The organism is Plantactinospora sonchi, from assembly GCF_036422035.1.
GTDB lineage: Bacteria > Actinomycetota > Actinomycetes > Mycobacteriales > Micromonosporaceae > Plantactinospora > Plantactinospora sonchi.
In genome coordinates this window covers 168,343-193,234 of record NZ_JAZGQK010000013.1, presented here as the reverse complement: position 1 = coordinate 193,234, position 24,892 = coordinate 168,343, and the positions used below count along the sequence as shown (strand labels likewise).

Annotated in this window: 20 protein-coding genes and 1 pseudogene; 7 read left to right on the top strand and 14 right to left on the bottom strand. The window is 73.1% G+C overall.

What is annotated here, in order from left to right; translation table 11 throughout:
* Window positions 1–17: 17 nt before the first annotated feature.
* From V1633_RS17380 to V1633_RS17345, 8 genes are all read right to left on the bottom strand, one after another.
* Entirely contained in the window at window positions 18–1,784 is a 1,767-nt protein-coding gene (locus tag V1633_RS17380; RefSeq protein ID WP_331215384.1) for a serine/threonine-protein kinase, read from the bottom strand.
* A gap of 201 nt (window positions 1,785–1,985) precedes the next feature.
* The gene (locus V1633_RS17375; RefSeq protein ID WP_331215383.1) at window positions 1,986–3,554 is read right to left on the bottom strand and encodes a fused MFS/spermidine synthase; all 1,569 of its coding nucleotides are present in this window, start codon (window positions 3,552–3,554) and stop codon (window positions 1,986–1,988) included.
* A gap of 36 nt (window positions 3,555–3,590) precedes the next feature.
* Window positions 3,591–4,637, bottom strand: a complete 1,047-nt coding sequence (locus tag V1633_RS17370; protein WP_331215382.1) for a coiled-coil domain-containing protein — start codon at window positions 4,635–4,637, stop codon at window positions 3,591–3,593.
* Between the two features lie 157 nt (window positions 4,638–4,794).
* Window positions 4,795–5,604: an inositol monophosphatase family protein gene (locus tag V1633_RS17365; RefSeq protein ID WP_331215381.1), complete on the bottom strand. Its 810-nt coding sequence runs from the start codon at window positions 5,602–5,604 to the stop codon at window positions 4,795–4,797.
* A complete protein-coding gene (locus tag V1633_RS17360; RefSeq protein WP_331215380.1) occupies window positions 5,597–6,049 on the bottom strand; it encodes a response regulator in 453 nt (150 codons plus the stop codon). The genes V1633_RS17365 and V1633_RS17360 overlap by 8 nt, the downstream gene beginning before the upstream one ends.
* A gap of 28 nt (window positions 6,050–6,077) precedes the next feature.
* Window positions 6,078–7,844 carry a sensor histidine kinase gene (locus V1633_RS17355; protein ID WP_331215379.1) on the bottom strand — a complete coding sequence of 589 codons (1,767 nt, stop codon included), beginning with the start codon at window positions 7,842–7,844 and terminating at the stop codon, window positions 6,078–6,080.
* 23 nt (window positions 7,845–7,867) lie between these two features.
* Window positions 7,868–9,109, bottom strand: coding sequence for a PP2C family protein-serine/threonine phosphatase (locus tag V1633_RS17350; RefSeq protein WP_407952039.1), 1,242 nt, complete (start codon window positions 9,107–9,109; stop codon window positions 7,868–7,870).
* Between the two features lie 180 nt (window positions 9,110–9,289).
* Entirely contained in the window at window positions 9,290–9,646 is a 357-nt protein-coding gene (locus tag V1633_RS17345; RefSeq protein WP_331215377.1) for a hypothetical protein, read from the bottom strand.
* 198 nt (window positions 9,647–9,844) lie between these two features.
* On the opposite strand from V1633_RS17345, the gene V1633_RS17340 reads away from it, so the two are divergent.
* Window positions 9,845–12,202, top strand: coding sequence for a M28 family peptidase (locus tag V1633_RS17340; RefSeq protein ID WP_331215474.1), 2,358 nt, complete (start codon window positions 9,845–9,847; stop codon window positions 12,200–12,202).
* Between the two features lie 593 nt (window positions 12,203–12,795).
* Window positions 12,796–14,091, top strand: a complete 1,296-nt coding sequence (locus tag V1633_RS17335; protein ID WP_331215376.1) for a glycosyltransferase — start codon at window positions 12,796–12,798, stop codon at window positions 14,089–14,091.
* A gap of 133 nt (window positions 14,092–14,224) precedes the next feature.
* Here V1633_RS17335 and V1633_RS17330 read toward each other — a convergent pair whose 3' ends face one another.
* Window positions 14,225–16,522: a glycoside hydrolase family 9 protein gene (locus V1633_RS17330; RefSeq protein ID WP_407952038.1), complete on the bottom strand. Its 2,298-nt coding sequence runs from the start codon at window positions 16,520–16,522 to the stop codon at window positions 14,225–14,227.
* Window positions 16,523–16,909: 387 nt separating this feature from the next.
* Here V1633_RS17330 and V1633_RS17325 point away from each other — a divergent pair, with 387 nt between their 5' ends.
* On the top strand, window positions 16,910–17,302 hold the full coding sequence (locus tag V1633_RS17325) for a hypothetical protein (protein WP_331215375.1): 393 nt from the start codon (window positions 16,910–16,912) through the stop codon (window positions 17,300–17,302).
* 93 nt (window positions 17,303–17,395) lie between these two features.
* On the opposite strand, the gene V1633_RS17320 is transcribed toward V1633_RS17325, so the two are convergent.
* The 3 genes from V1633_RS17320 to V1633_RS17310 all read right to left on the bottom strand — a co-directional run bounded on the left by V1633_RS17320 (window position 17,396) and on the right by V1633_RS17310 (window position 18,970).
* Complete coding sequence (locus V1633_RS17320) at window positions 17,396–17,650, bottom strand: Smr/MutS family protein (RefSeq protein ID WP_331205943.1); 255 nt, start codon at window positions 17,648–17,650, stop codon at window positions 17,396–17,398.
* 70 nt (window positions 17,651–17,720) lie between these two features.
* Complete coding sequence (locus V1633_RS17315) at window positions 17,721–18,092, bottom strand: tetratricopeptide repeat protein (RefSeq protein ID WP_331215374.1); 372 nt, start codon at window positions 18,090–18,092, stop codon at window positions 17,721–17,723.
* 125 nt (window positions 18,093–18,217) lie between these two features.
* Window positions 18,218–18,970 carry an ROK family protein gene (locus tag V1633_RS17310; protein WP_331215373.1) on the bottom strand — a complete coding sequence of 251 codons (753 nt, stop codon included), beginning with the start codon at window positions 18,968–18,970 and terminating at the stop codon, window positions 18,218–18,220.
* A gap of 202 nt (window positions 18,971–19,172) precedes the next feature.
* Here V1633_RS17310 and V1633_RS17305 point away from each other — a divergent pair, with 202 nt between their 5' ends.
* Window positions 19,173–20,810, top strand: a complete 1,638-nt coding sequence (locus V1633_RS17305; RefSeq protein ID WP_331215372.1) for an ABC-F family ATP-binding cassette domain-containing protein — start codon at window positions 19,173–19,175, stop codon at window positions 20,808–20,810.
* Here V1633_RS17305 and V1633_RS17300 read toward each other — a convergent pair.
* Window positions 20,797–21,699 carry an oxygenase MpaB family protein gene (locus V1633_RS17300; RefSeq protein ID WP_331215371.1) on the bottom strand — a complete coding sequence of 301 codons (903 nt, stop codon included), beginning with the start codon at window positions 21,697–21,699 and terminating at the stop codon, window positions 20,797–20,799. The genes V1633_RS17305 and V1633_RS17300 overlap by 14 nt on opposite strands.
* A gap of 196 nt (window positions 21,700–21,895) precedes the next feature.
* Between V1633_RS17300 and V1633_RS17295 the strand changes: the two are divergent.
* The 3 genes and pseudogenes from V1633_RS17295 to V1633_RS17285 form a co-directional block, all read left to right on the top strand.
* Window positions 21,896–22,147, top strand: a pseudogene (locus V1633_RS17295) (hypothetical protein); the annotation flags it as partial.
* Window positions 22,148–22,313: 166 nt separating this feature from the next.
* On the top strand, window positions 22,314–23,036 hold the full coding sequence (locus tag V1633_RS17290; RefSeq protein WP_331215370.1) for a BON domain-containing class I SAM-dependent methyltransferase: 723 nt from the start codon (window positions 22,314–22,316) through the stop codon (window positions 23,034–23,036).
* Between the two features lie 107 nt (window positions 23,037–23,143).
* Entirely contained in the window at window positions 23,144–24,079 is a 936-nt protein-coding gene (locus V1633_RS17285) for an NADP-dependent oxidoreductase (protein WP_331215369.1), read from the top strand.
* A 32-nt stretch (window positions 24,080–24,111) separates the two neighbouring features.
* Here the strand turns inward: V1633_RS17285 and V1633_RS17280 are convergent, their stop codons facing one another.
* The gene (locus V1633_RS17280) at window positions 24,112–24,789 is read right to left on the bottom strand and encodes a Crp/Fnr family transcriptional regulator (protein WP_331215368.1); all 678 of its coding nucleotides are present in this window, start codon (window positions 24,787–24,789) and stop codon (window positions 24,112–24,114) included.
* Window positions 24,790–24,892 lie beyond the last annotated feature (103 nt).

The window sequence follows — 24,892 nt, the reverse complement described above, 5'->3', positions numbered from 1 at the left end:
TCGTCCGGCTCGTGGTGCTAGCCCTTCTTGCCGGGACCCGGCGGGCCGGCGTCCTTCTTCCGGTGCGGTCCCTTGTCCTTGGCACTGTCCGGACCCGGGCCACCCCGGTCGCCAGCCCCCGGTCCGGGGCCAGAACCAGAACCGGAACCAGAACCGGAGCCAGAACCGGAGTCGTCTGCACGCCGGTCGGCGGTCGGCGAGGGCACCGGAGGCAGCATCCCGATCTCGGCACCGGCGGCGACACCACCGGCGTCCCCCACCCCCGAGGCGACCTGGACCGTGCACGAGGTGTCGTTCAGCCGGAACTCCACCGGCACCGGGTTCGCCCCGGAGTACGTCCCCACCAGGGTGAACCGGGCGGCACCGCCAGCGGGCAGGGTCACCTCCGGATTGCCCCGTACGGGCCGCAGCCGCACCTCACGCCCCTCCTGCCGGGAGTCCGGTGACGGGGCGCCGAGCAGCGCCTGGTCGCCGGGGAAGGCGAAGGTCAGGGTCCAGTCCCGCAGCGGCTTGAAGCCGAGGTTGGTCACCTTGAGGTCGACCTCGAACCGCCGGTCCTGGTCCGCCCGGAGCGTGTAGTCCACCTGACAACCGGCGGGTCCGCCCAGCGCCGGACCGCCCTGACCCGCCGGACCGCCCGCCGCGGCCGGTGCCACCGAACCGTCCGGACCCCCGGCCCCCCCGGCGCCCACCCAGACCCCGGCGCTCACCGCCAGCAGGCCGACCCCGACCGCCGCGACCCGCAGGCCACGGCCGGCCCGCACGGTCGGCCACCCACGTCGCCCCGTCGGCAGGGGCAGTGCCCCGGTCGTCTCCGTGCCCGGCAGGATCGTGGTGCCCGGTTCGACCGACGCCACGAGGCCACCGGGCGGGCCGCCAGCACCGTCGACGGGCCCGGCCGAGGCCGCCCCGACGGGCACCGGCACCGCAACCCCGGCCGCCGCGGCCAGGACCCTGGCCAGTTCGGCACTGCCCGGCCGCTCGGTGGGTTCCTTGGCCAGGCACTGTTCGGCGATCGCGACCACCTCCGCCGGCAACCCGGGCACCGGCGGCATCGGGGCCGGATCCTCGTACAGGTGGGCGCGGAGCATCTGGGTACGGGTCCCGGTCCGCCAGGGCAGTTGGCCAGTCAGCATGCGGTAGAGCAGCAGGCCGAGGGCGTACACGTCGGTGGCGGCCGAGACCTGGCCCTGCCCCAGGCGTTCCGGCGCCAGGTAGGCCGGAGTGCCGAAGAGATGCCCGTCCGCGGTGCCGTCCTGCTCGCCGACCACGGCCGAGATCCCGAAGTCGACGACCTTCGCCCCCATCACGGTGAGCATGACGTTGCCCGGGGTGATGTCCCGGTGCACCACCCCCCGGGCGTGCGCCGCGGCCAGCGCCGCCGCGACCTGGGCGGCCACCACGATTGCGTCCCACCACGGCAGCCGGCCGTCCCGGTCGAGCCGGGCCGCCAGCGATTCACCGTCGACCAGTTCCATCACCACGTACGGGACGGTCTGGCCGAACCGGACCGACTCGCCGTAGTCGTAGACCCCGGTGATGTGCGGGTGGGAGAGCCGGGCGGCGGCCCGCGCCTCGATCCGGATCCGGTGCCGGAAGGTGTGGTCGCTGATCAGGCGCGGGGCGAGCATCTTCACCGCCACCGGCCGACCGAGCACCTCGTCGTGGCCGCGCCAGACCACGGACATGCCGCCCTCGCCGAGTTCCTCGATCAGTCGATACCGGTCACCGACCAGTTCGACGCGCTGCCGGTCCGACCCGCCCCACCTACCCCACCCGGTCATGAGGACCTTCCTTGCCCACAGCCGGCCGGGATACACCTGAATCCGGGTCACTATTCACTCTGGGCAGCGCACCGGGACCGGGCAGGGGGGAACCCAGCGGACGGCGCCGCGCGCTCCGGGTGGGGCCGGGTGACGGGCGACGGGATCAAGCCTGACCGCCCAGAGCCGCACACCCGGCCCCACCCCACCCGAACGATCGGATCAGGCGGTGGCGAGCAGTTGGTCGACCGGCGCGTACTCGTCGGTCAGCACCATCGCGTCGTCGACGAACTCGTCGAGGGCGGCACCGGACAGCAGGGTGACCGGTTCGTCGGCGCTGGTCGCCAGCTGCTGGCGCAACACCTCCAGCGGCAGTGTCCGGTCCGAGGCGACGATGACAAAGTTCGCGCCCTGCTCCCCGGCGATCGCGGCCGGCGGCGCGATCAACGCGACGTGCGGGAACTCCGCCGCGACCGTGGCCACCTCGGCCCGGATGAACCGCAGCGGCGGGTGGTCGATGACGTTCTGCGCGTAGATCCCGCCGGGCCGGACGATCCGACGGACCTCGGCCGCCATCTCCCGGGTGGCCAGGTGCCAGGGCACCACAAGGTGACCGAAGGCGTCCCCGATCACCAGGTCCGCGCTCCCCCGCGGCCGCTCGCCGATCAGCATCCGGGCGTCGCCGACCCTGGCCCGCAGTTCTGGACCGAGTCGCACGTCGAGTTCGCGGCGGCCGAGTTCGACCAGCTCACCGTCGATCTCGTAGACCTCGTTGCGGGTGCCGGGCCGGGTCGCGGTGAGATATCGCGGCATGGTGAAACCACCGCCGCCGAGGTGTACGGCGTCGACCGCCCGGCCGGCCGGCGCCACCACGTCCGCCACCGCACCGAGCCACTGGGTGTACGCGAACTCCAGGTGCGCCGGGTCGTTCAGGTCCACGTAGGAGTGCCAGGCCGAGTTCAGCACCAGCAGCCGGCCGGTCGAGTTCACCGGATCGGCCTCGACGGAGGCGCAGTGGTAGGCGGTCTCCACGTCGCACGGGGTGGGGGCGACCGCGGAGAACGAGGCGCCGGCCAGCCCCAGTACCGCCAGCGCGGCGGTGGCCCGGGACGGCCGGGGCAGGTTGCTACCGGCTCGCCGGTGCAGCCACACGCCGAGCCCGAGGCCGGTCAACCCGAGCAGCACCGCCAGGCTGATGATGATGGCGGAACTCGGCAGGGCGGCGACCAGCACAAAACCGGTGCCCAGGGTGGCGGTGATCGCGCCGAGGGTGCCGATGCTGGAGAGCCGTCCCACCACCTGACCGGTCCGGCGCAGGTCGGCGAGCTGCAGTTTGACCACCATCGGGGTGATCGACGAGAGCAGCGCCGCCGGCAGGAAGATGGCCAACGCGGTGAGCAGCAGGATGCCGACGGCGGCACCACCGCGCAGCACCTCGCCGGCGTACCGGACGATCGGCAGGGTCAGCGCGGTGGTGATGCCGGCCAGGACCAGCGCCGGAGCGAGCAGGGCACGCGGGTCACGGCGGTCGGCGAGCCAACCGCCGATCCAGGCGCCGTACGCGATCGCGGCCAGCGCCACCCCGATCACCGAGCTGGTGACCTGCAGCGTCACTCCGACGTACGGGCCGACCAGCCGGAGCGACGCGGTCTCCAGGACCAGGACCGCGCCACTGGCGAGAAAAACCAGCGTGGCGGCGAGTCCCGGTGGCAGGGCGCGCCGTTCCGGCTCCGGCTCCGGCTGCTCGGGCCGGGTGTCGGCGTCGACGACCTCAGGTGGTGAAGAGTCCATCGCAGCGATGCTACGCAGTGCCCGACCGGATCCGGGCTACAACATGGACAGATGAACGTGGTTCGTGTGCTCGGAGGCGGGGTCCCCGCCACCGTTGTACGCCCGCCACCCGGTACCCGGCATCCAGATCTTCCGGTACCAGATCACGTACATCACGCCCAGCCGACCGGCGTTCTTGACGTAGAACGCCGCGACGGCGTCGCCGTAGCTGCGGTCGCCCCCGGTCGCGTGCTCGTTGGCGAACCCGCCCGCGGCGGCGGAGAAGTCGCAGGCCCGTCCCTTCGGGTGCTCGCCGCTGCCACCGCTGCGGAAACACGAGACGTGCCGGCGGTAGTCGTTCGCCTTGGCCTGGTTGAGCGCGTGCAGGGTACGCGGGGTGATGCAGCCCGAGGTGGTCGGATCGTCGACGTTGCAGGACTCCCGGGGCCAGGAGCCGTCGGAGTTCTTCGGCGCCGCCTTGGCCAGCGGCGAGTTGGCACTGACCAGGCCACCGGCCGCGCCGCCGCCGACGGCGGCCAGGGCCCGCTCGGCGTCCCGCTTCTTCTTCGCGATGATCTCGACCTGGCGCTTCTGTTCCTTGATCTCGGCGTCGAGCGCCAGCTTGGCCCGGGTCGCCTCGTCGAGCGCGTCGGTGAGGCGCCGGAGCTGCTTGTCGTTGCGTTGGGCGATCATGTCGAGCCGGCCGGCCCGTTCCAGGAACGCCTCCGGCGAGGCGCTGCTGAGCAGCGCCGAGACCGGGCTCAGCCGACCCTGCCGGTACGACTCGGCGGCGATCGCCCCCACCTCCACGGTGAGGGTGCTGATGTCCGTCTCCAGCTGCTTCAACCGCTCGCCGAGCTGCTTCTGCCGCTTCTTGGAGTTCTCCAGCTTGTTGGTCGCCTCGACGTGCCCCTTGGCGGCGTCCTCCAGCGCGTCCCGCAACTTCTTGGTGCCACCCTCGTTGCCGGGGCCACTCGGCGCGGCGAACGCCGGAGCGGTCGGACTGATCAGGAGAGTGGGTGTCACGGCAAGGAGCACGGCGGCGACCAGCAGCGCCGTGATCCGGCGCGGCCCGTGCAGCCGCGCGATGGCCGTTGTACGCACGAAAGCCAATCCTTCCGCGTCGGCCGCCGACCCCGAAGGATCCACCGTCACCGTTCGGCGGCGGCCACCGCCGGCGCCCAAGGCGGCGCCACTCGGCGGAGACCGCCGGTCAGCCTACCGGAATCCGCACGTGCTGTCGGCCCGCGTCGGCGTGGTGTCAGGACGCCAGGAGTGCGGCGTGGACGGTGTCCCAGATCTGCTCGCTGGCGGCGGCCAGCAGCCCGGGCCGGCCGTCCGTCGGGTCGTACGCGCTGCCGTCGAACCGCCGCACGACACCGCCCGCCTCCTCGACCAGCAGGGTGCCCGGCACGTGGTCCCAGGGCAGGGTGCGCCAGAAGAGGGCGAAGTGCTGCCGTCCGGCGACGATGTCGGCGTACTCCTGACCCGCGCAGTGCAGACCGGGCAGCAGCTCACCGAGCCGGTGCCCGCCGGCCAGGATCCGTTCCCGCAGGTCGGGTGGGAGGAACCGGGTCGGCGCCGGCCCGCGCAGCGCGGTCGGCTCCAGTGCGGCGGGCGACATCCGCACCGCGAGCCCGTCCCTATACGCCCCGTCGCCGGCCCGCGCCACCAGCAGGGTGTCGCCGACCGGGTCGAGGATCCAGCTGGTCCGGGTGACCCCGGCCTCCCGCAGCGCCACCATCACCGCGAACGGCTGCCGGCCGGCGGCGAAGTTGGCGGTACCGTCCACCGGGTCGACCAGCCACACCGGGCCCGGGCCCTTGAGCCGGTCGAGTACGCCGGGATCGGCCGCGACCCCCTCCTCACCGACCACCTCGGAGCCGGGCAGGAGCCGGCGCAGCCCGGCGTCCAGGAGTTCCTCGGCCTGGCGGTCGGCCACCGTGACCAGCTCGCCGGGTGCCTTCTCGGTCACGTCGGCGGCGTCGAGCCGACGGAACATCGGCAGGATGGCGGTGGTGGCGGCCTCGCGCATCAGCGCGCCGACCCGGTCGACGATCGGATCAGCCACGCGGCGGCAGCTTCACGACGCTGACGAAGAACTCGTCGATCTGCCGGACCACCGAGATGAACCGTTCGAAGTCGACCGGTTTCGTCACGTACGCGTTCGCGTGCAACTGGTAGCTGCGCAGAATGTCCTCGTCGGCCTGGGAGGTGGTCAGCACCACCACCGGAATCCGGCAGAGCTGCTCGTCCCGCTTGATCTCGGCCAGTACCTCCCGGCCGTCCCGGCGGGGCAGGTTCAGGTCGAGCAGGATCAGGTCCGGCGCGACCGCGTCCGCGTACTCGCCCTCCCGGCGCAGGTACGCCAGGGCCGCCGCGCCGTCGGAGACCACGGTGAGCCGGTTCCGCAGCTTGTGCTCCTCGAACGCCTCCTGCGTCATGAGCACGTCGCCCGGGTCGTCCTCGACCAGCAGGACCTCGATGGGGCTCCTACCGTCCGCCGGTGCCGTCATCGGTCCTCCTCGTCGATCAGTTCGGCCGTCACACAGTCTCCTTCATCTCGTCGGCCGGGCGCGCCGACTCACCGGCGGGGAGAGCCGGGTCACGCCGCGAGCCGGCGGACGGGCCGGTCTCCGCCCCGGCCGGGCCGGTGGCGGTCGCGGCGGACGGTCCGGTCTCCGTCGCCTCGGCGGCGTCGGCGGCGTCCGAGTCGGGCGCGGCGGCCTCGATCGCGGTCGGTTCGGCCGGGGCCGACACCTCGCGCAGTTCCGGCGGAACCGGCAGGGTGAACCTGATCAACGCGCCGTCGCGGCTCTCGACGTCGACCCAGACCCGGCCACCGTGGTACTCGACGATCTTCTTCACGATCGCCAGGCCGATGCCGGTGCCGGGGTAGGCGTCCTTGGCGTGCAGCCGCTGGAAGATCACGAAGATCTTGTCGGCGAACTCGGGCTCGATACCGATGCCGTTGTCCTGGCAGCTGATCTCCCACTCGTCGCCCACCCGGCGGGCCGAGACGTGCACCTTCGGCGGCAGGTCCGGCCGACGGAACTTGAGCGAGTTGCTGACCAGGTTGGTCAGCAGGTTCGTCAGCAGGGTCTCCTCGCCCCGGATCACCGGCAGCTCCGACCAGGTGAGTTCACCGCCGACGTACCGGCGGCTGTTCTCGGTCTGGGCCGCCACCTCGGTCATCACCTGGTTCAGGTCGACCTCGGTGAAGCCGCTGGTCAACCGGCCGATCCGGGAGAAGGCGAGCAGGTCGTTGATCAAACGCTGCATCCGCTGCGCGCCGTCCACCGCGAACGCGATGTACTGGTCGGCCCGCTCGTCGAGCTGGCCCGCGTACCGGCGTTGCAGCAACTGGCAGAAGCTGGCCACCTTACGCAGCGGCTCCTGCAGGTCGTGCGAGGCGACGTACGCGAACTGCTCCAGGTCCCGGTTGGAGCGCACCAGCTCGGCGGCCTGCGTCTCCAGCTGGCTGTTGACCCACTCGATCCGCTCCCGGGCCTGGCGCACCTCGGCCAGGTCGGCGGCGATCCGCCGACGCATCGCGTCGACGTCCTCGGCGAGCTGGGCCAGCTCCGGTGGTCCGTCGGGCTCGATACCCCGCTGGTAGTCGCCGGAGGCGACCTCCCGCACCTGCCCCGCCAGTGTGGTCAGCGGGCCGATCACCAGCCGGTTCAGCGAGGTCACCAACGCCGTTCCGGCGACCACCACCACGACCGCCGCCAGGATGAGGAGCAGCACCAGCGCGTTTCCGGTACGACGCGCCTGGTCGGCGACGTCGTTGCGGAGCTTGAGGATGGATTCCTGCAACGCCGCGACCTCGCGACGGAGGTTGTCGAACCGGTCGCCGGCCCGAGTGGCGAGCAGCGTCTGGGCCAACGCGGTGCCCTCGGTCCGGACCGCCTCGATGGCCGGCTCGGCGACCGCCTCCCGCCACTGCCGGGCGTGGTCCCGCACGGTGTGCAGGTCCTGCCGGATCTCCGGCTGGTCGCCGACCAGGGCGTCCATCGCGGCGATCAGCTTCGTCTCCTGCTCCAACCCGGACCGGTACGGCGCCAGGTCCGCCTCCCGCCCGGTGACCGCGTACCCGCGTACCCCGGTCTGCTGGTCGACCAGCGCGCTGAGCAGCGCCTCCGCGTTGGTCCGCAGCGGCCCGGTCTTGGTGAGCAGGGTGTCCAGGTGCTGACGGTTGTTGGCGGCGACCACCGCCGCGCTGGCGGCCAGCAGGGCCAGCAGCGCGCCGACCACCACGCAGAGCGTGGTGACCCGGCGTCGCAGGGTCCAGTTCGCCGAACCGGTCACCGGTGTTCCCCCCGACCGTGCCCTCACCGGCCCTCACCCCGGCTGACCAGCAGCATCGCCACGTCGTCGGCGAGCGGGCCGCCGTTGCCCTCCTCGGCCCGTTCGACCAGCCAGCCCGGCAGTCGCGGCAACGGCACCTCCCGGGTACGGGGCTGCGCCATCAGCTCGGTGAGCCCGGGTACGTCCAGCCGGTCGTCGCCGTCCCCCACCCGCCCCTCGATGAGTCCGTCGGTGTACATCAGCAGTGACCAGTCCTCGGTGTCGAATTGCAGTTCGTAGGCGATCGGCGGCCGGGGGCGCACGCCGAGCAGCAGCCCGTACGGCGCCGCCACCGGTTCGACCCGGCCACCGGAAAGCAGCAGCGGCGGCGGATGTCCGGCGAGCCGGACCAGGGCCCGGTTGCCGGCCAGGTCGAGCCGTACGGTGGCGACCGTGGCGAAGGTCTCCCGCAGCGGGCGTTCGCTCATCAGCACCTGCTCCAGCGCGGGCAGCACCTGCTCGTCCGGCACCCCGGCGAGCACCAGGGCCCGCCAGGCGACCCGCAGCTCGACCCCGAGCGCCGCCTCGTCCGGTCCGTGTCCGCAGACGTCACCGATGATCAGGTCGATCCGGTCCGGCCTGGTCTGCACCGCGTCGTAGAAGTCGCCGCCGATCAGCGCGGCGTGCCGGCCGGGCCGGTAGAAGGTGTGCACCCGCACCACGTCGGTGTCCATCAGCGGCTGCGGCAGCAGTCCGCGTTCCAACCGGGCCGACTCGGCCTGGCGCAGTTCGACCTCGCGCAGCCGGCGGGCGTTCTCGTCGGCGCGTTTGCGTTCCACCGCGTAACGCAGCGCCCGGGCCAGCAGCACCCCGTCCACCTGACCCTTGACCAGGTAGTCCTGGGCACCCTCGGCCACCGCGTCGACCCCGAGGTGCTCGTCGGAGCGCCCGGTGAGCACGCAGACCGCGGCCCCGCTGGCGGAGTCCAGCACCTGACGCAGTCCGTCGAATCCCTGGGCGTCCGGCAGCCCGAGGTCGAGCAGCACGCAGTCGACCCCGGCCATCCGGGCCCGGGCCTCGTTCAGGCTCCGCGCGACCAGCAGGTCGACCGCCGCGTCGCTCTCGGCGAGCAGCTCCGAGACCAGGAAGGCGTCGGCCTCGTCGTCCTCGACCAGCAGGACCCGCAGCCGCTCCCGGGGCGGCAACTTCGCGTGCCGGCCGAGCCCGCCGTGCGGATACGCCGGCAGCGGCACCACGGATGATCCGGTCACCGTCGCGCTCCCCATCGCGGGGACCGTCCGCCGGCGACGCTCCGTCGCGTCACTGGTCCCTCCTCGCTCCGATCGGTCGCCAGCCGTGACCGTCGGCGCCCGCCCCCGGGCCGCCCGATCGAGGCCGATCCTTTGTCACCCCAACGCTGCCACACCACACCGTCAGCACCGAAATTGCCGGTGCCGCCCCGCCGCTCACCGCACGGTATCCGCCTGGTCCGCCGCGGCCCGCTCACGTACCCGGGCCGCCTGTCGCGAGATGACCTCACCAAGGATGCCGTGCAACCGCCCGCAGTCGACGCAGTGCAGATTGTCGTCAAGTCGCCGCCCACCGCAACCCGCGCAGCTCCCCCGATCGGCCGGATCCCGGTAGGCGGACAGCGCCTGGGCCAGGGCCCGGGCCAGATGGGGCGTGATCGACACCGTCTCCGTGCCCGAAATGGCGGAGACTGTGAGGAAACCGAGCGGCTCCGTGTCCGGTTCCGGGTCGTACGGGGAGACCCGCGCGACAAAGTCCCGCACTACGGCGATCGGGTCGGGAAGTACAGACATACGTGTCACGCTATGCGACCGGTGGCGGTTCAGCCGACCCGGGCGACCGGCGCAGGATCGGGGCGCCATGATGGCACCCGCTGCCGTACTCCCCTGGAGGCACCCGTGCCCACCCCCGACGGGCCGTCCCCGGCCACCCTCGACAACACCTCGCCCACCGCCGACACCGCCGGATCGTCCACGGCCGGTCCGGGTCGACTGCTGCCCGCCGCCGACCGGGCGCTGGCCCGGCCCCGCCGCCGCGTGCCGGCGGCGCTGGCCGCGCTCGCCGTACTGCTGGTGGTGGGCGTCGTCACCCTGGCCGGGCTGCGGACACCCGCACCACTCGGGGCCGGGGCGCCGGCGGACCAGTTCAGCGCGGAACGGGCATACGGGCACCTTCGGACGATCGCGGCGGAAACCCACGTGGCCGGCAGCCCGGCCGCGGAGCGGGTCCGGGTCCACCTGGAGACGACGCTGCGCGGCCTCGGGCTGGAGACCGAGACGCAGGACACCGTCGGGCCGGAGGCCGGGCAGCTCAGCGGCGGGGCCGGCGGGGTCACCCTGGCCCGGGTACGCAACGTGGTGGCCCGGATCCCCGGCACCGATCCCACCGGGCGGGTCTTCCTGGTCGCCCACTACGACTCGGTGCAGTCCGGGCCGGGCGGCAACGACGACGGCGCCGGCACCTCGGCGTTGCTGGAGGTGGCCCGGGCGCTGACCACCGGCCCACGCCCCCGAAACGACGTCGTCCTCGTCTTCACCGACGCCGAGGAGGCCTGCCTGTGCGGGGCGGCGGCGTTCGCGTCCGGCCATCCGCTGGCCGCCGACGGCGGCGTCGTACTCAACCTGGAGGCGCGGGGCAGCACCGGACCGGTGATCATGTTCGAGACCTCGGTCCGGAACGCCGGCCTGGTCGAGGTCTTCGGCCGGGCCGCCCCGTACCCGGTCGGCACCTCGTTCGCGGTCGAGGTCTACCGGCTGCTGCCGAACGACACCGACTTCACCGCCTTCCTCGACCAGGGCTTCGTCGGGCTGAACGCCGCCTACATCGACGGTGCGGCCGTCTACCACACCCCGTTGGACACCCCGGACCGGGTGGACCGGGGCACCCTGCAGCAACACGGCGCGAACGCCCTGGCGCTGGCCCGGGAGTTCGGCACCGTCGACCTGGCCGAGGTGACCGCCGACGGGGACGCCAGCTACTTCCCGGTACCCGGTGGACTGGCCCGGTACCCGGGCTGGCTGACCCTGCCACTCGCCCTGCTCGCGCTGGCCGGCGTCGGGGTGCTCGGCTGGCTGGCCCGGCGACGCGGGCGTACCACCTGGCCGCGACTCGTCGCCGGGTTCGGCCTGGCCCTGGTGCCGATCGTGGTCGCGCCGGTCGGGGCCCAACTGCTCTGGGCGGCGATCGGCGCGATCCGGCCCGGGTACGCGACGCTGCTCGACCCGTACCGTCCGCTGTGGTACCGGCTCGCGGTGCTGGCCCTCGCCGGCACCGTCCTCTGCGCCTGGTACGCCCTCACCCGACGCCGGGTCGGTCCGGCCGCCCTGGCCGTCGGCGGCTTCGGCTGGCTGGCCGTACTCGGGGTGGCGCTCGCGTTCCTGGCCCCCGGTGGGTCGTACCTGACCACGCTGCCCGCGCTGGCCGGCACGCTCGGCGGACTGCTGGCCCTGGCCACCCGCCGGGACGGCCCCTGGGCGGTGGTCGGGGTGACCGTGGGCGCGGCTGTCGGCGTACTGATCCTGCTGCCGACGGTGGTGCTGCTCTTCCCCGCGCTCGGCCTGGCGATGGGTGGCGTCGCGGCGCTCTTCGCGGTGCTGCTCGGGCTCGCCGCGCTCCCGGTCGTCGACCTGCTGCACCCGACGGCCGGCGGGCAGCGGGCGATGGCCGCGCTCCGGGCCAGGCGGGCCGGTGCGGTACCCGCGCTGGCGGCGGCCCTCGCCACCGTCGTCCTCGCCGGGGTGGGGCTGGCGGTGGACCGGTTCGACGCCGCCCATCCGGTGCCGACCCAGCTGATGTACGCCCTGGACGCCGAGACCGGCACCGCCCGCTGGCTCAGCACCGAGACCGACCCGCAGCCCTGGACGGCACAGTACGTCACCGGTACCGGCCGGGCGGGCGACGCCTTCCCGGCCTTCGGCGACGAGGAGTTCCGGGTCGGCCCGGCACAGCCGGCGGCACTGCCCGCGCCCCGGCTCGACGTGCTCGCCGACCGGACCGAGGCCGGGGTACGCACCCTCCGGCTGCGTCTCGTCCCACAGCGACCGGTACGTCTGGTCTCGCTGCACGTCGACCCGGCGAGCGCCACCGTCGTCGGCGCCCAGGTCGCCGGCCGCCCGGTCGAGGTCGGCGGTGCCGAACCGTTCGGGGTGGTCTTCCACGCGCCGCCGCCGGACGGCATCGAGGTCGAGCTGCGACTGCGGCCGACCGGCGGCCCGGTGTCGCTGCGGGTCATGGACGGCAGCGACGGCCTGGCCGGGCTGCCCGGGTTCCGGCCCCGACCGCCGGAGGTCGGGGTCGTCGGCTCGCACGAGTCGGAACTGGTCGCGGTCGCCCGCCGCTACCCGTTGTGAGCCGGGCCGACGCTGGCCGGTACGTGCCCCCGGTGACCCGGACCGGCCGTCGGCGGCCCGGTGGTGCACCGCCCGGAGCGGCCGCGACGGGGCGCCGGGAGCAGCGGAGGTAACACCGGCGGCCGGCGCGACGCTGTAGTGGCTGAGATGAACAGTCAGCACATCAGCAGGCTCGACGGCACCGTCGCCGAGCGGCTGCTCGACGGTGACGGCCGGCCGCCGCCCGACCTGGCGGGGCTCGTCCGCCTGCTCGCCGCCGCCTCGGCGGCCGCCCGCCGCGGTGAACTCGTGGCCGAGCCGACGGTGCTGGCGGCGTACCGGTCCGTCCGGCGAAGGGTCCGTGGGCCCCTGTCCACCGGACCGGCCGTGGCCGGGGCGGATCGGCCGTCATCTGGTCGGGCAGAAGGCGCGTCGGGCCTCGAACGGATCAACCCCGCCCTGACGGCCGGCGCCACCCGCGCGCCGTCCACACCGGTCCCGGCGCCGGTCCGGTGGACAGCCTCGGGACCGGTCCGGCGGCTGGCCTCGGTGCCGTCACGTGCGGGCCGGTCACCGGCGGCCCGGTGCCGCCACCGGACGGGTCGGCCACCGCGATGACCTGGCTGATCAGCGTCGCGCTGCTACTCGGCCTGGCCCGGCTCGTCACCCAGGCGGTCTGCGCCGGACGACACCGCCGGCGGGAACAGGCCCGGTCCCGGACCGGGCCACGGTTCCTCGACCCGGTGACCGTCGTCGTGCCGGCCCACAACAGGGCGGCGACCATCGCGGCGACCGTACGGTCCCTGGTGGCCAGCGACTATCCCGCCCTCGACGTCATCGTCGTCGACGACGGCTCCACCGACGGCACCGCCGACGTCGTGGCACGGATGCGGCTGCCCGGGGTCCGGGTGGTCCAACAGGCGAACATCGGCACGCCGGCCGCGTTGAACACCGGGATCCGGCACGCCCGCACCGAGTTCCTGGTCCTGACGGACGGGGACACCGTGTTCCAGCCGGACACCGTGTACCGGCTCGTCCAGGGGTTCGCCGACCCGTCGGTCGGCGCGATCTGCGGCAGGACGAGGGTGGTGGACCGGCGCCGGCCACTCGGCCGGTGGCAGCACCTCGACCAGGTCACCGGCGTCAACCTCGACCGCCGGGTGTACGACGTGCTGCGCTGCCTGCCCACCGTCGCCGGGGCGGTCGGCGCGTTCCGCCGGGAGGCGCTCCGGAACGCGGGCGGGGTGCCGTCGGACACCCTCGCCGGGGAGACCGACCTGACCATGGCGGTGCTCCGGGCCGGCTGGCGGGTGCCGTACGAGGGGCGGGCGGTCGCCTGGACCGAGGCGCCGGCGACACCGCGTCAGCTGTGGCGGCAGTACCACCGCCGGTGCCACGGCACCCTGCAGGTGGTCTGGAAGCACCGCCGGGCGGTACGGGAGCGGGGTGCCGGTGGGCGGCTCGGTCGACGGGCGCTGCCTTACCTCGCGGTTCTCCAGGTGCTGCTGCCGCTCGTCGCGCCGGTGGTCGACGTCTTCGCCGTCCACGGGCTGTTCCTCCTGCCCTGGAGCCCGCTCGTGCTGGCCTGGCTCGGGCTGCTCGCGCTACAGGTGGCGACCGCCGGGTACGGGCTGCGTCTCGACGGGGAACGGCTGGGACCGCTCTGGACGTTGCCGGTGCAGCAGCTCCTCCACCGCCAGCTGATGTGTCTGGTGGTGATCCGGTCGGTGGTCAGCGCGCTGGCCGGTGGTCGGCGGCGCGGGCACCGGATCGACGCGGCGGCCCTGGTCGACCCGCCGGTCGGCGGACGTCCGCCAGCCGCCGGCCCCCGGGACCGCGGCACCCGCTGGCCGGCGAACCGTGCCGGATATCCCGACCGTTCCCGGGTGCGGATCGACCGGGACGGCTGAGGACCACGCCACCCTCAACGGGCCAGGTGGCGTCGGGCAGGTCCCCGGCCGGTTTCGACGACCGGCCGGGGACCACGCCGAGGTGTAAGGGAGGGCCCCTTCCTATCGTTTTCTGTTGTGGAAGGGCCCCTTCCTAGCGCCCGTCGCCGTTGTCCTGGTCGGCGACGAAGGCCGCGATCCAGGCCAGCGGCGCGTTCCAGTTGATGGTCAGCTCGTTCGTCGCCCAGGACTCGATGTCGTCGATGTAGCAGAACTGCGGCGCGCAGCCGCGCAGCTTCTGCTGGGCGACCGGGTCCTGGATCGCCGAGTTCGGGCCGCCGGAGAGGGTGCCCCGGGGCGGGTTGGGCAGGTCGGGGTTGAGCTGGCGGGCGTACCAGCGGCTGTGCTGGTTGCGCGACGCGACCTCGCCGTAGCCGGTGACGTACGACTGGTTGAGGGCGTTGCGGCCGAAGATGTAGTCCATGGTCTGCAGCACCCCGTCGCGGTAGCGGTCCTTGCCGCTCAGGTCGTACGCGACCGCCATCACGATGGCGTTGTTGACGATCAGGTTGTTGGAGCCCCAGTCGAACAGGTTGTCCGACGGGTTGTACGGGATGCCGTACGGGTGGGCCCGCAGGGTGGCCAGGTAGCGGTCGGCGCCCTGCAGCACCGAGGTCTTCACCCGGCTCCGGTCCGGCAGGCCGTTCGGTACGACAGCCAGCTGCAACCGGCCCAGCGCGGCGGTGTTGCCCCAGTCCAGGCCGCGCTCCCGCCAGACGTCACCGGTGTGGTGCGGCGAGGCGAGCACGAAGGTCCGGTACTCCTTCGCGCCGGTGGTCAGGTACAGCTCGGCGGCGGCCCAGTAGAACTCGTCGCTGACGTCGGGGTCGCTGTAGGCGCCGCCGCCGTTGGCGTCGTTCGGGTCGGCGTAGATCTCCGGGTTGGCCTTCGCCGCCGCCCAGGCCCGCTCGGCGGCGGCCAGGTTCCGGTCGGCGAACCTGCGGTCGAACGGCCGGAAGACCCGGGCCGCCTGGGCCGCGGTGGCGGCCAGGTTGAGGGTGGCGGCGGTGGACGGCGGGTGCAGCTCGCGACGCTTGTCGTCGACGTGCGGCAGCAGCGGCAGGCCGGTCCACGAATCGTCGTGGATCTTGTGGTGGGCCATGCCGGCCAGCGGACGACCGGCCGGTACCTGCATCTTGAGCAGGAACTCCTGTTCCCAGCGCGCCTCGTCGAGGATGTCCGGCACCCGGTTGCCGCTCTCCGGCAGGGCCAGCGTCCGGTCGCCGAGCCGCCACGGCTCGCCGGTACGGGACCGCACCGAACGCTCGTACTCGCTCATCAGCTGGTGTACCGAGATGCCGCCGTTGACCACGTACTTGCCGTGGTCGCCGGCGTCGTACCAGCCGCCGGAGACGTCCAGCGTGTAGTCGCAGACGCCGGGCTGGCAGGGCACCACGGTGTCGCCCTGGTTCGGCGCCACCCCGACGTGTCCGGCCGGCCGGCCGTAGCCGGGGCGGAGCGTCTCGGAGATCTCGATCCCGCTGCGCTGGGTGTAGTAGAACTTCAGCGCGTCGGTCCGGAGTTGCTCGTAGAAGGCGGAGCTGATGTCGAACGGCCGGCTGGTCTCGCCGTCGGCGGTGAGCGTGTAGCCGGTGCCGGCACGGGTGTGCCGACCGAAGTCGACGGTGTGCACGTTCTGCCCGGAGGACGGGTCGAGGCCGCGCGGCGTGGTGTGGCCGTACGCCACGACCCGGCCGGCGCCGTCGCGCAGCTTCCACGGCAGGGGTGTGGTCGCGTCGGTGACCACGGTCGCGTTCTTCGGCCCCTTCGGCAGGTAGCCGACCTGGTTGACCCGGACCCGGGGGCCGGTGTCCGGGACGTACACGTCGGGTTCGGCGCCGCCGGTCAGCGAGACGTCGTCCAGGCAGATGGTCCACGGTTCGGCGCTGCCGCCGAGTTGGAAGGCGACCTGGGCGTTCGGCAGGTCGACCGGGGAGGTGAAGGTGTACCGGTAGTTGTTGCCGGAGACGCTCAGCTCGGGGTTGGCCGACAGGTACTGGGTGTACGGGTCGACCGGGAGCTGGATCAGCGCCTTGCCGACCCGGGCCGGCGTGGCCTGGCCGAAGAACCGGAACTCGTACGTCTCACCGGCGACCAGGGCGACGTTGTCCTGCCCGATGATCACGTCCCAGGGGTTGACCGTGCCGCCGGGGATGTTGGTGCAGAGCTGGCCGGTGCTGGAGTCGAGGGTCAGGTTCGGGGTGCCCCACCAGGGGGCGTGGCCGTTGTCGAAGGTGCCGTTGACGATCTGCTCCGGCGCGTCGGCGGCGACCGTCGCGGTCCGGCCCGTCGGGGCGTACGCGGCGGCGGGTGTGGTCACCACGGTGGCGGCCAGCGCGGCGGTGGTCACGGCGGCGAGGGGGACGGCTCGCTGCCAGCGGGGTCTGGGCACGGGAGTCCTTCCGGTGGGCACGCGGTGACCGGGGGCCGGCACCGCCGGGCGGGTGTCTGGTGCGGACGGACCAGTCTGGTACTGATGGGCCGAGATCGATGGAAGCGCTCCCAGCCCGGTGGATACGGGGAGATTGACATCGAGTTTCCGGCCTGTCAACAGCCCTTCCGAAGTGCGGCAGCCGTTGATCGCGATAAATCGGACTAAGGTCGGCAGGAGATGTCACCCGGCCGGGTGATGTCGCGTCGAGGCGGCTGTTCCGAAAGATCTAGGACTGACCGGTCCGGGCCGAACGGGCAGCATGTTCACCGACCGTCGAATCCCCGTGGCCAACCGGTACCGGCGCGAACGACGCCTCCGGCGCCCGCCGAGCAGAGGAGCCCGCAGATGATCCGCAAGTACGGCAAGGCCCTCGCCGCCGTCGCCGGAGCCGTGCTCACCGTCGCCTACGGCGCACTCTCCGGCGACCAGCGCATCGAGTCGGACGAGGCGGTGCAGATCGCCATCGCCGCCGCCACCGCCGTCGGCGTCTACCTCGTCCCGCTCGCGCCGCGGTACCGGTGGGCCAAGACGGCCGTCGCCGTTGTCCTCAGCGTCCTCCAGGTGCTCGCCACGGTGATCCTCGGCGGCCTGGACTCGAACGAGTGGATCGCGCTGCTGCTGGCCGCACTGACCGTGGCCGGTGTCGGCGCCGCCCCGGCGGTCTCCGACAACGGCGTGAGCGCCCACACCCCCCGGACGACCAGCGGTGAGCCGGCGTCGTCGCCCGTCCGGCACTGACGCCCCCGACCGGCGGCGTCGCCACGGCGCCGCTTCACGACGCAGGGCCCCGTTCCGGTCGGAACAGGGCCCTGCGCTCGACACACGGTGGCGTCATTTCCAACGGAAATGGACAAAAAGCCGACCGAAGTTCTTCGAGTCCTTCTCCACCCGGTGGTAGAGCTGCTTGATTTCCTTCTGGTCGAGGAACCGCAGCACCCGCTTCTTGAGCTGGCCGGAGCCCTTGCCGGGGATGATCTCGACCATGGTGGCCTTCTTCGCCACGGCCTCGTCCATGATCCCGCGCAGCGCCCGGTCGATGTCCTGCCCACGGTTGAAGATGTCGTGCAGGTCGAGCTTGAGCTTCATCGGGCGGCCACCGACGACACAGGGTCCATGGCACCCCATGGTAGGCGGGCCGCCGGCGGGCGGGCCGCGCTCACCGGCGCCCGCCGCCGACCCGGATCTGCACCCGCTCCAGGGCGATCCGGTAGTCGTCGTTGGCCGCGTGCATCGCCGCCGCGATCCGCAGGTGCCGCAGCGCCTCCACGGGCCGGCCGACCCGTTCCAACGTACGGCCCAGCACGTGGTGGGCGTAGTGGTCGCTGGGGTCGCGGTTCACCAGCGTACGCAGCTGCTCCTCGGCCCGGCCGAGCTGCGCGGTCTGGAAGTAGGCACGGGCCAGCAACTGCCGTACGGCGGCGTTGTCGGGCTCCGCCTCGACGATGGGCTCCAGCAACCGGGCCGCCTCGGACGGGTCCCCGGTCTCGAAGTACATGGTCGCCCGCCGGTAGTCCGCCAGAAGATCCACTCAACCCACCTCCCAGTGTCGCCGCCACTTGCCTCGACGCTGGCACAACACCGCCAGCCGCGCGACTGTTCCGCCCTCTGCGGCGCTCCGACCGGAACAGGGGCTTTTCGAACGGAATATCCCCCTCAACCGGGCCGGATCGCCCAGGCCCGTACCCCGCCGACGATGCCGGCCGTGTTCGGCACCACCACCACGTCGTCCCCCATCCGGGCCAACTGCTCGGGCCGGACCAGCCGGGAGTTGCCGCCACCCAGGTAGAGCCGGTCCCACTGGAACACCGGACGCAGCCCGTCGACCACCGTACGGACCCGTCGGGACCAGAACACGTCACCGAGCCGGCGCCGCTCGTGCTCCCCGATGTACGTGTCGTAGCTCATCCCCCACCGCACCGGCGCCTGGGAGAGTTCCAGGTGCGGGGCGAGCACCCCGCCGTCGAAGAGCGCGCAGCCCAGCCCGGTGCCGAGGGTCAGCACCAGTTCCAGGCCGGTCCCGGCGACCACCCCGGCACCGTGCACCTCGGCGTCGTTGAGTACCAGCACCGGCAGGCCGAACGCCTCGGCGAGGGCGCTCTGCGCGTCGTACCCGGACCATTCGGAGACCAGTGCGGGGTCCGGTTTCGTACGCGGCCCGGCCCGGGTCACGTAGTGCGGCGTCGCCACCACCACGCCGTGCCGGATCATCCCGGGCATTCCGACGGTGACCCGGTCGGCGTCGGGTAGCCGGGCCCCGAGATCGCGCAGCGTGCTGACGAACAGGCTCGGCGGCAACGGATACGGCGTCGGCACCCGCAGCGGCCGGGCCCGCATGGTGCCGGCCCCGTCGAGGACCGAAGCCTTGATCCCGCCGCCACCGCAGTCGATCGCCAACGTGGTCTTCACCGCCACAGTCTGCCGCCAGGAACGCCGGTCCGTCCCGCCCGGCGCGGCGCTCCGCCCGCCGATCCACGCCCCCGACCGACGCCCGACCCGGCTCGACACCCACCCCGGCCCGACATCCATCCCGGCACGTCGCCGGCCTGCTCCGCCGGCCGGAACGCGGCCGACCGGTGCCCGCCGGTCGCCCGATACCATCGGAGTCCTCATGAGCGCCACACTGATCGCCAAAGACCTCGCCGCCGGCCACGGGGAGCGGGTCCTCTTCGTCGACCTCGAACTGGTCGTCGCCCCCGGTGACGTGGTCGGGGTCGTCGGCGTCAACGGTGCCGGGAAGTCGACGCTGCTGCGTACCCTCGCCGGCTGGCAGGCCGTCGAACACGGCACCGTCAGCCTCAGCCCGCCCACCGCGACCGTCGGCTACCTGCCCCAGGAGCCGGAACGCCGGCCCGGCGAGAGCGTCCGCGATTTCCTCGGCCGGCGGACCGGGGTGACCGCCGCGCAGGCCGAACTCGACGCGGCCACCGAGGCGCTGACCGCCGGAGCCGACGGCGCCGACGACCGGTACGCCGTCGCGTTGGAGCGCTGGCTCGCGCTCGGCGGCGCGGACCTGGCCGAACGGGCCGACCAGGTCGCCGCCGAACTGGGGCTCACCGTCGACCTCGACCAGCCGATGACCGCCCTCTCCGGCGGCCAGGCCGCCCGGGCCGGGCTGGCGTCGCTGCTGCTCAGCCGCTACGACATCTTCCTGCTCGACGAGCCGACCAACGACCTCGACCTGGCCGGGCTGGACCGGCTGGAGCAGTTCGTCACCGGGCTGCGCGCCGGGACCGTACTGGTCAGCCACGACCGGGAGTTCCTCACCCGTACCGTCACCCGGGTCCTGGAACTGGACCTGGCGCAGCAGCAGGTCCGGCACTTCGGCGGCGGTTACGCGGCCTACCTGGAGGAACGGGAGGTCGCCCGCCGGCACGCCCGCGCCGACTACGAGGAGTACGCCGACACGTTGGCTGCGCTGGAGGCCCGGGTCCGGACCCAGCGGGCCTGGATGGAGAAGGGCGTCAAGAACGCCCGCCGGAAGGCGACCGACAACGACAAGATCGGCCGGAAGTTCCGGGCCGAGTCGACCGAGAAGCAGGCGGCGAAGGCCCGGCAGACCGAACGGCTGATCGAGCGGTTGGACGTGGTCGAGGAGCCGCGCAAGGAGTGGCAGCTCCGGATGGAGATCGCCGCCGCGCCCCGGGCCGGTGCGGTGGTCGCGGCGCTGCGCGGCGCCGTCGTACGCCGGGGTGCCTTCACCCTCGGCCCGGTCGATCTCCAGGTGGACTGGGCCGACCGGATGGTGATCACCGGGGCCAACGGCTCCGGCAAGACCACCCTGCTGGCGGCACTGCTCGGACGGCTGCCGCTGGACGAAGGCCGGTCGACGCTCGGCCCCGGGGTGGTGGTCGGCGAGGTGGACCAGGCACGCGGACTCTTCCTCGGCGAACAGGCCCTGCTGGACGCCTTCGGTGCCGCCGTACCGACGATGGCCCCGGCCGACGCCCGGACCCTGCTGGCGAAGTTCGGGCTGCGGTCGGCGCACGTACTGCGCCCCGCCACCACCCTGTCGCCCGGCGAGCGGACCAGGGCCGCCCTGGCCCTGCTCCAGGCCCGGGGCGTCAACCTGCTGGTGCTGGACGAGCCGACGAACCACCTCGACCTGCCGGCGATCGAGCAGCTGGAGTCGGCGCTGGAGTCGTACCCGGGAACACTGCTGCTGGTCACCCACGACCGGCGGATGCTGGAGACGATCCGGACCACCCGGCACCTCCGGGTCGACGCCGGCCGGGTCAACGAGAGCTGAGCGGCGGATCCGGCAGCCGGTCCGGCCCGAGCTGGTCGAGGGTGTAACCGTCCGGGTAGGCCGCGTTCGGCTGGCCGGACGTCCAGTGGTCGGTGTCGCGGACCCGGGTGAACCGGCGTGCCCGGCCCCGTACCCGCAGCAGGCCGTGCACCGCGACCTCCAGCGCCCGGGACGGTTCGGGCAGACCCAGCGCGGCGCGTACCGGCGGGTCCAGCACGGCGTCGGTGGTCACCGCCACCGCCCGGCAGGCCCAGGCGCGGTCCCGCAGCGGACCGGGCAGCCGCCGCGTCATCAGCTCCCGGGTCGCCTCGATCAGCGTGCGGGCCGCCGGATCGAAGGCGAAGTTGACCCGCTCGAACTCGGTGAACTCGGCCTCGAACGCGGCCAGGGTCGCCGGGATGTCCCGGATCCGCAGCGCCGTCCCGACCCGTCGGTAGAACTGGAAGGTGGCCTCGCGCTCGACCGGGTGCAGCCGGCGTCGCCCGAACCGGTCGATCCACCGGGACGGTACGAACACCAGCGTGCCGAGCACGTACCGGTACTCGGCGTCGCTGATCTCGTGGACCCGGTGCATCCGGTCCAGCAGGGCGAGCACCTGCCGGCCCCGAGGATCGTCGACCCCGCTGCTGATCAGCTCGTACATGATCGCGCCGGTGTCGTATCCGCGCTTGAGCGGCCGACGGGTCAACTCGCCGGTGGCGAGCAGCAGCCGGGCGATCGACGGCACCGCGTACGTACGGTAGAACGCCAGGTTCAGGCCGATCCGCATCTCCGGCCAGAACTCCCGCAGCACCATGTGCCGGTAGATCCGGTGATGGTCCACGACGGGATCCAGGTCCCGCAGGTGATCCGGCGCCCGGCGACGGCCGGCCGCACCCACTGCCCGCATCGCCGTACCCCCCCGGTCGGTGCCGATCCCCCCGCCGGCACGGTACCGCGTCGCGGCGGCCGGACCGAGCCGCACGTCTGGCGGTGGCCGTGCCGGCCGGCGCCGGCAGCGGGCCCGGCAGGGATCGCCACAGCCACAGCACCGGTATCCATCGATGTCCGTTTGTCCGTGCGGCCAACTGGGCAAGTCTCCTGCCATGCTCAAGTGGGAGTACGCCCTGCTGGTCCGGCGGCGCCAGCCCCGGATCGACGATGCCGGCTGGGAGCTGGCCTACACCTGGTACGGCCCGGACGGCGCCGTGCTCGACGTCTCCGCGTACGGGGACACCGCACTGGCCCACCTGAACCGCGCCGGCGCCCAGGGCTGGGAGCTGGTCTCGGTCACCGAGGACGGCAACATGCAGGGCAGCGCCGAGCTGCACCGCTACCACATGAAGCGGCCGATCACCGTCGCCGCGCCCCGGGCCCGGATCCGCAACGTCAACCGGGGCAGCCGACGCGCCGTCGGCTGAGGTGTAAGGAAGGGCCCCCTCCTATCGCTTCTTGTATAGGAAGGGCCCCCTCCTCACAGGCATGGCGCGGCGGAAACCGGGTAGGCGGGGCCCGGAGGTGGGCATGGTCGCGCAACTGCACAGGGCGCCCTCCGGAGAACGGTTGCGGGCGATCGACGAGTTTCTCGGCATGGCGTACGCCGATCTGGTCACGCACGACAGCCGGATGCGCGGGACGGCGGTCGAGGCCCGGTTCGACCGGGGCGTCGCCCACCTGACCGGTGACGTCACGGACGCCGCCGAGCTGCGGATGGTGCGGGACCTCGTCGGGCGGTTGGACGGCGTACTGGCCGTCTGGTCCCAGGTCCGGGTGGCGGGGCGGGAACCGGTGATCGTCGACCTTGGCTGCGGGGCGGCGAAGCAGTACCCCGACAACCTCGGCCTGGACCTGCGGGTGGCACCGGGGGTCGACGCCCAGGCCGACCTCTCCGGACCGCTGCCGCTGGCCACCGACTCGGTCGACGTGGTCTTCACGGTGCACATCCTGGAGCACCTGATCGACTTCCTGACGCTGGTCGACGAGATTCACCGGGTGCTCCGACCCGGCGGTGTCCTGCACGTGATGAGCCCCTGGTGGGGGCATGTCAACGCGGTCGCCGACCCGACCCACGTACGGCTGCTGGACGTGCAGACGATCAAGCACATGTGCGACCGTCATCCGGGCGCCCCGCGCTGGTATCCACTGCACGCCGGCTGCGACGGCGCCTCGATCTTCGCCGACCTGACCCCGCTGGGTCCGGCCGATCCCGGTCCCGAGCGCGGGCACCTGGCCCGGTTCTTCGACTGACGGTGACCGGCTGGCGATCCCGGCCGCCGAGGCGGGAAGGCATGCCGGTGCTCCCGGCGGGAACCCAGCGGTGTCCGAACGGTCGAGTCTGCTGGGGAGGTCGACTCATGCGCGCGGTGATGGCGGAGTCGTACGGGGCGATGCCGGAGGTCCGGGAGATGCCGGAACCGTCGCCCATCGGTGGGGATGTGAAGATCGAGGTCCAGGCGTCGTCGCTGAACGGGTACGACGCGAAACTGGTCGACGGATTCCTGGGCGGCGACATCGAGCACCAGTTCCCGGTGGTGCTCGGCCGTGACTTCGCCGGCATCATCACCGAGGTCGGTCCCGGAGTGGCCGGTTTCATGCCGGGTGAGAAGGTCTTCGGGGTCGTCTCCAAACCACGGCTCGGCGACGGATCGTTCAGCGAGTACGTCGTCGTACCGGAAAACACCGGACTGGCCCCGTTGCCGGCCGGGGTCGACTACCGGTCGGCGGGCGTCCTCGGCCTGGCCGGGGTGGCCGCGTTGGCCAGCGTTGACGCGGTGGGACCGGGGCACGGCGAAATGGTGCTGATCTCCGGCGCGACCGGCGGGGTCGGGCACTACGCCGTACAGCTCGCCGCCGCCCGCGGCGCCTCGGTGATCGCGACCGCCGAGCCCGGGCCGCAGGCCGACCTGATGTTCGAGTTGGGGGCCGCACACACCGTGGACCACCGGGGTGACCTGGCCGCCCAGGTACGACGGCTCGCGCCGGCCGGGGTCGACTGCGTGGTGCACCTGGCCGGTGATCCGAACCTGCTCGCCGACCTGCTGGTCCCGGGCGGACGCTTCTCGTCCAGCCTCGGGGTCGGTCCGGAGCAGCTCGGCGGCCGGGATCTGTCGGTCACGCCGATCGAGGCGGTGCCGGACCGGATCGTGCTGGAACACCTGGCCACCGAGGTGGCCGCCGGACGGCTGCGCCCGTCGATCGCCCGAACCTACCTGCTCGACGAGGTGCCGCAGGCGTTCGCGGATTTCAACAGCAGCGGCACGGTCGGCAAGATCGCCGTCGCGGTCAGCTGAACCAGGGTCCGTACGGCGGGTCGGCTCCGGCGTCAGTCGGCTCCGGCCGCCCGGCGGGCGAGCAGCTCGGGGGCGAGCAGCACCACCGCCCGCGGCTCCACCCGGACCAGTTCGGCGTCGGCCAGGTTCCGCAGTGCCCGGTTGACCGAGACCCGGGTCAGTCCGAGCGTCTCCGCCAGCCCTTGCTGGGCACCGGGCAGCGGGACCCGCCGGCCGGTCCGTTCGGCGGACGTGACCAGCCAGGCCGCCACCCGGGTGGGTGCGTCCGCGAAGGCGGTACGGACCAGGTCCCGTTGCCGGTCGCGTAGTTCGCGGGCCAGGTGCGCCAGGACGTGCCGGCGGACCGCGGGTACGTCGTCGACGAGCCGCAGCAGCTCCGGGGCGGGCAGCAGCCGACAGCGGACGGTGGTCGCGGCCACCCAGGTGGCGGTGTGGCGGCCCCCGTCGAGTACCGCGCTCTTGTCGACCGCGCAGGGCGCGGTGAACTCGCCGAGTCGCAGCCGCCGGCCGTCGACCGTCTCGTGTACGGCGGTCAGCGTTCCGGCCTCCACCACCAGTACGTGTCCCGCCGGCTCGCCCCGGACGGCGAGCACCGTCCCGGCGGGTACGACGCGTGGCGGCGCGTGGTCGAGCAGCTGGCGGAGCCGCTCCGGCCGGAGTCCGGCGAACAGTGGTACGTCGGCGAGTGCGCCCAGGTCCGTCGCCTCCATCCGGCAATTGTGCCGCCCCACCCGGTCCGGTCCACCAGCACGGTGGGCGGACCGCGTCAGCTGGTACGCGTGGCGGTCGGCGCTGTATCGGCTGATACAGCAC

Bases quoted from the DNA above. Each gene is read 5' to 3' on its own strand.
- V1633_RS17380 (WP_331215384.1), bottom strand. From the start codon at position 1,784: ATGACCGGGTGGGGTAGGTGGGGCGGGTCGGACCGGCAGCGCGTCGAA.
- V1633_RS17375 (WP_331215383.1), bottom strand. From the start codon at position 3,554: ATGGACTCTTCACCACCTGAGGTCGTCGACGCCGACACCCGGCCCGAG.
- V1633_RS17360 (WP_331215380.1), bottom strand. From the start codon at position 6,049: ATGACGGCACCGGCGGACGGTAGGAGCCCCATCGAGGTCCTGCTGGTC.
- V1633_RS17350 (WP_407952039.1), bottom strand. From the start codon at position 9,109: ATGGGGAGCGCGACGGTGACCGGATCATCCGTGGTGCCGCTGCCGGCG.
- V1633_RS17345 (WP_331215377.1), bottom strand. From the start codon at position 9,646: ATGTCTGTACTTCCCGACCCGATCGCCGTAGTGCGGGACTTTGTCGCG.
- V1633_RS17335 (WP_331215376.1), top strand. From the start codon at position 12,796: ATGACCTGGCTGATCAGCGTCGCGCTGCTACTCGGCCTGGCCCGGCTC.
- V1633_RS17325 (WP_331215375.1), top strand. From the start codon at position 16,910: ATGATCCGCAAGTACGGCAAGGCCCTCGCCGCCGTCGCCGGAGCCGTG.
- V1633_RS17320 (WP_331205943.1), bottom strand. From the start codon at position 17,650: ATGAAGCTCAAGCTCGACCTGCACGACATCTTCAACCGTGGGCAGGAC.
- V1633_RS17305 (WP_331215372.1), top strand. From the start codon at position 19,173: ATGAGCGCCACACTGATCGCCAAAGACCTCGCCGCCGGCCACGGGGAG.
- V1633_RS17300 (WP_331215371.1), bottom strand. From the start codon at position 21,699: ATGCGGGCAGTGGGTGCGGCCGGCCGTCGCCGGGCGCCGGATCACCTG.
- V1633_RS17290 (WP_331215370.1), top strand. From the start codon at position 22,314: ATGGTCGCGCAACTGCACAGGGCGCCCTCCGGAGAACGGTTGCGGGCG.
- V1633_RS17285 (WP_331215369.1), top strand. From the start codon at position 23,144: ATGCGCGCGGTGATGGCGGAGTCGTACGGGGCGATGCCGGAGGTCCGG.
- V1633_RS17280 (WP_331215368.1), bottom strand. From the start codon at position 24,789: ATGGAGGCGACGGACCTGGGCGCACTCGCCGACGTACCACTGTTCGCC.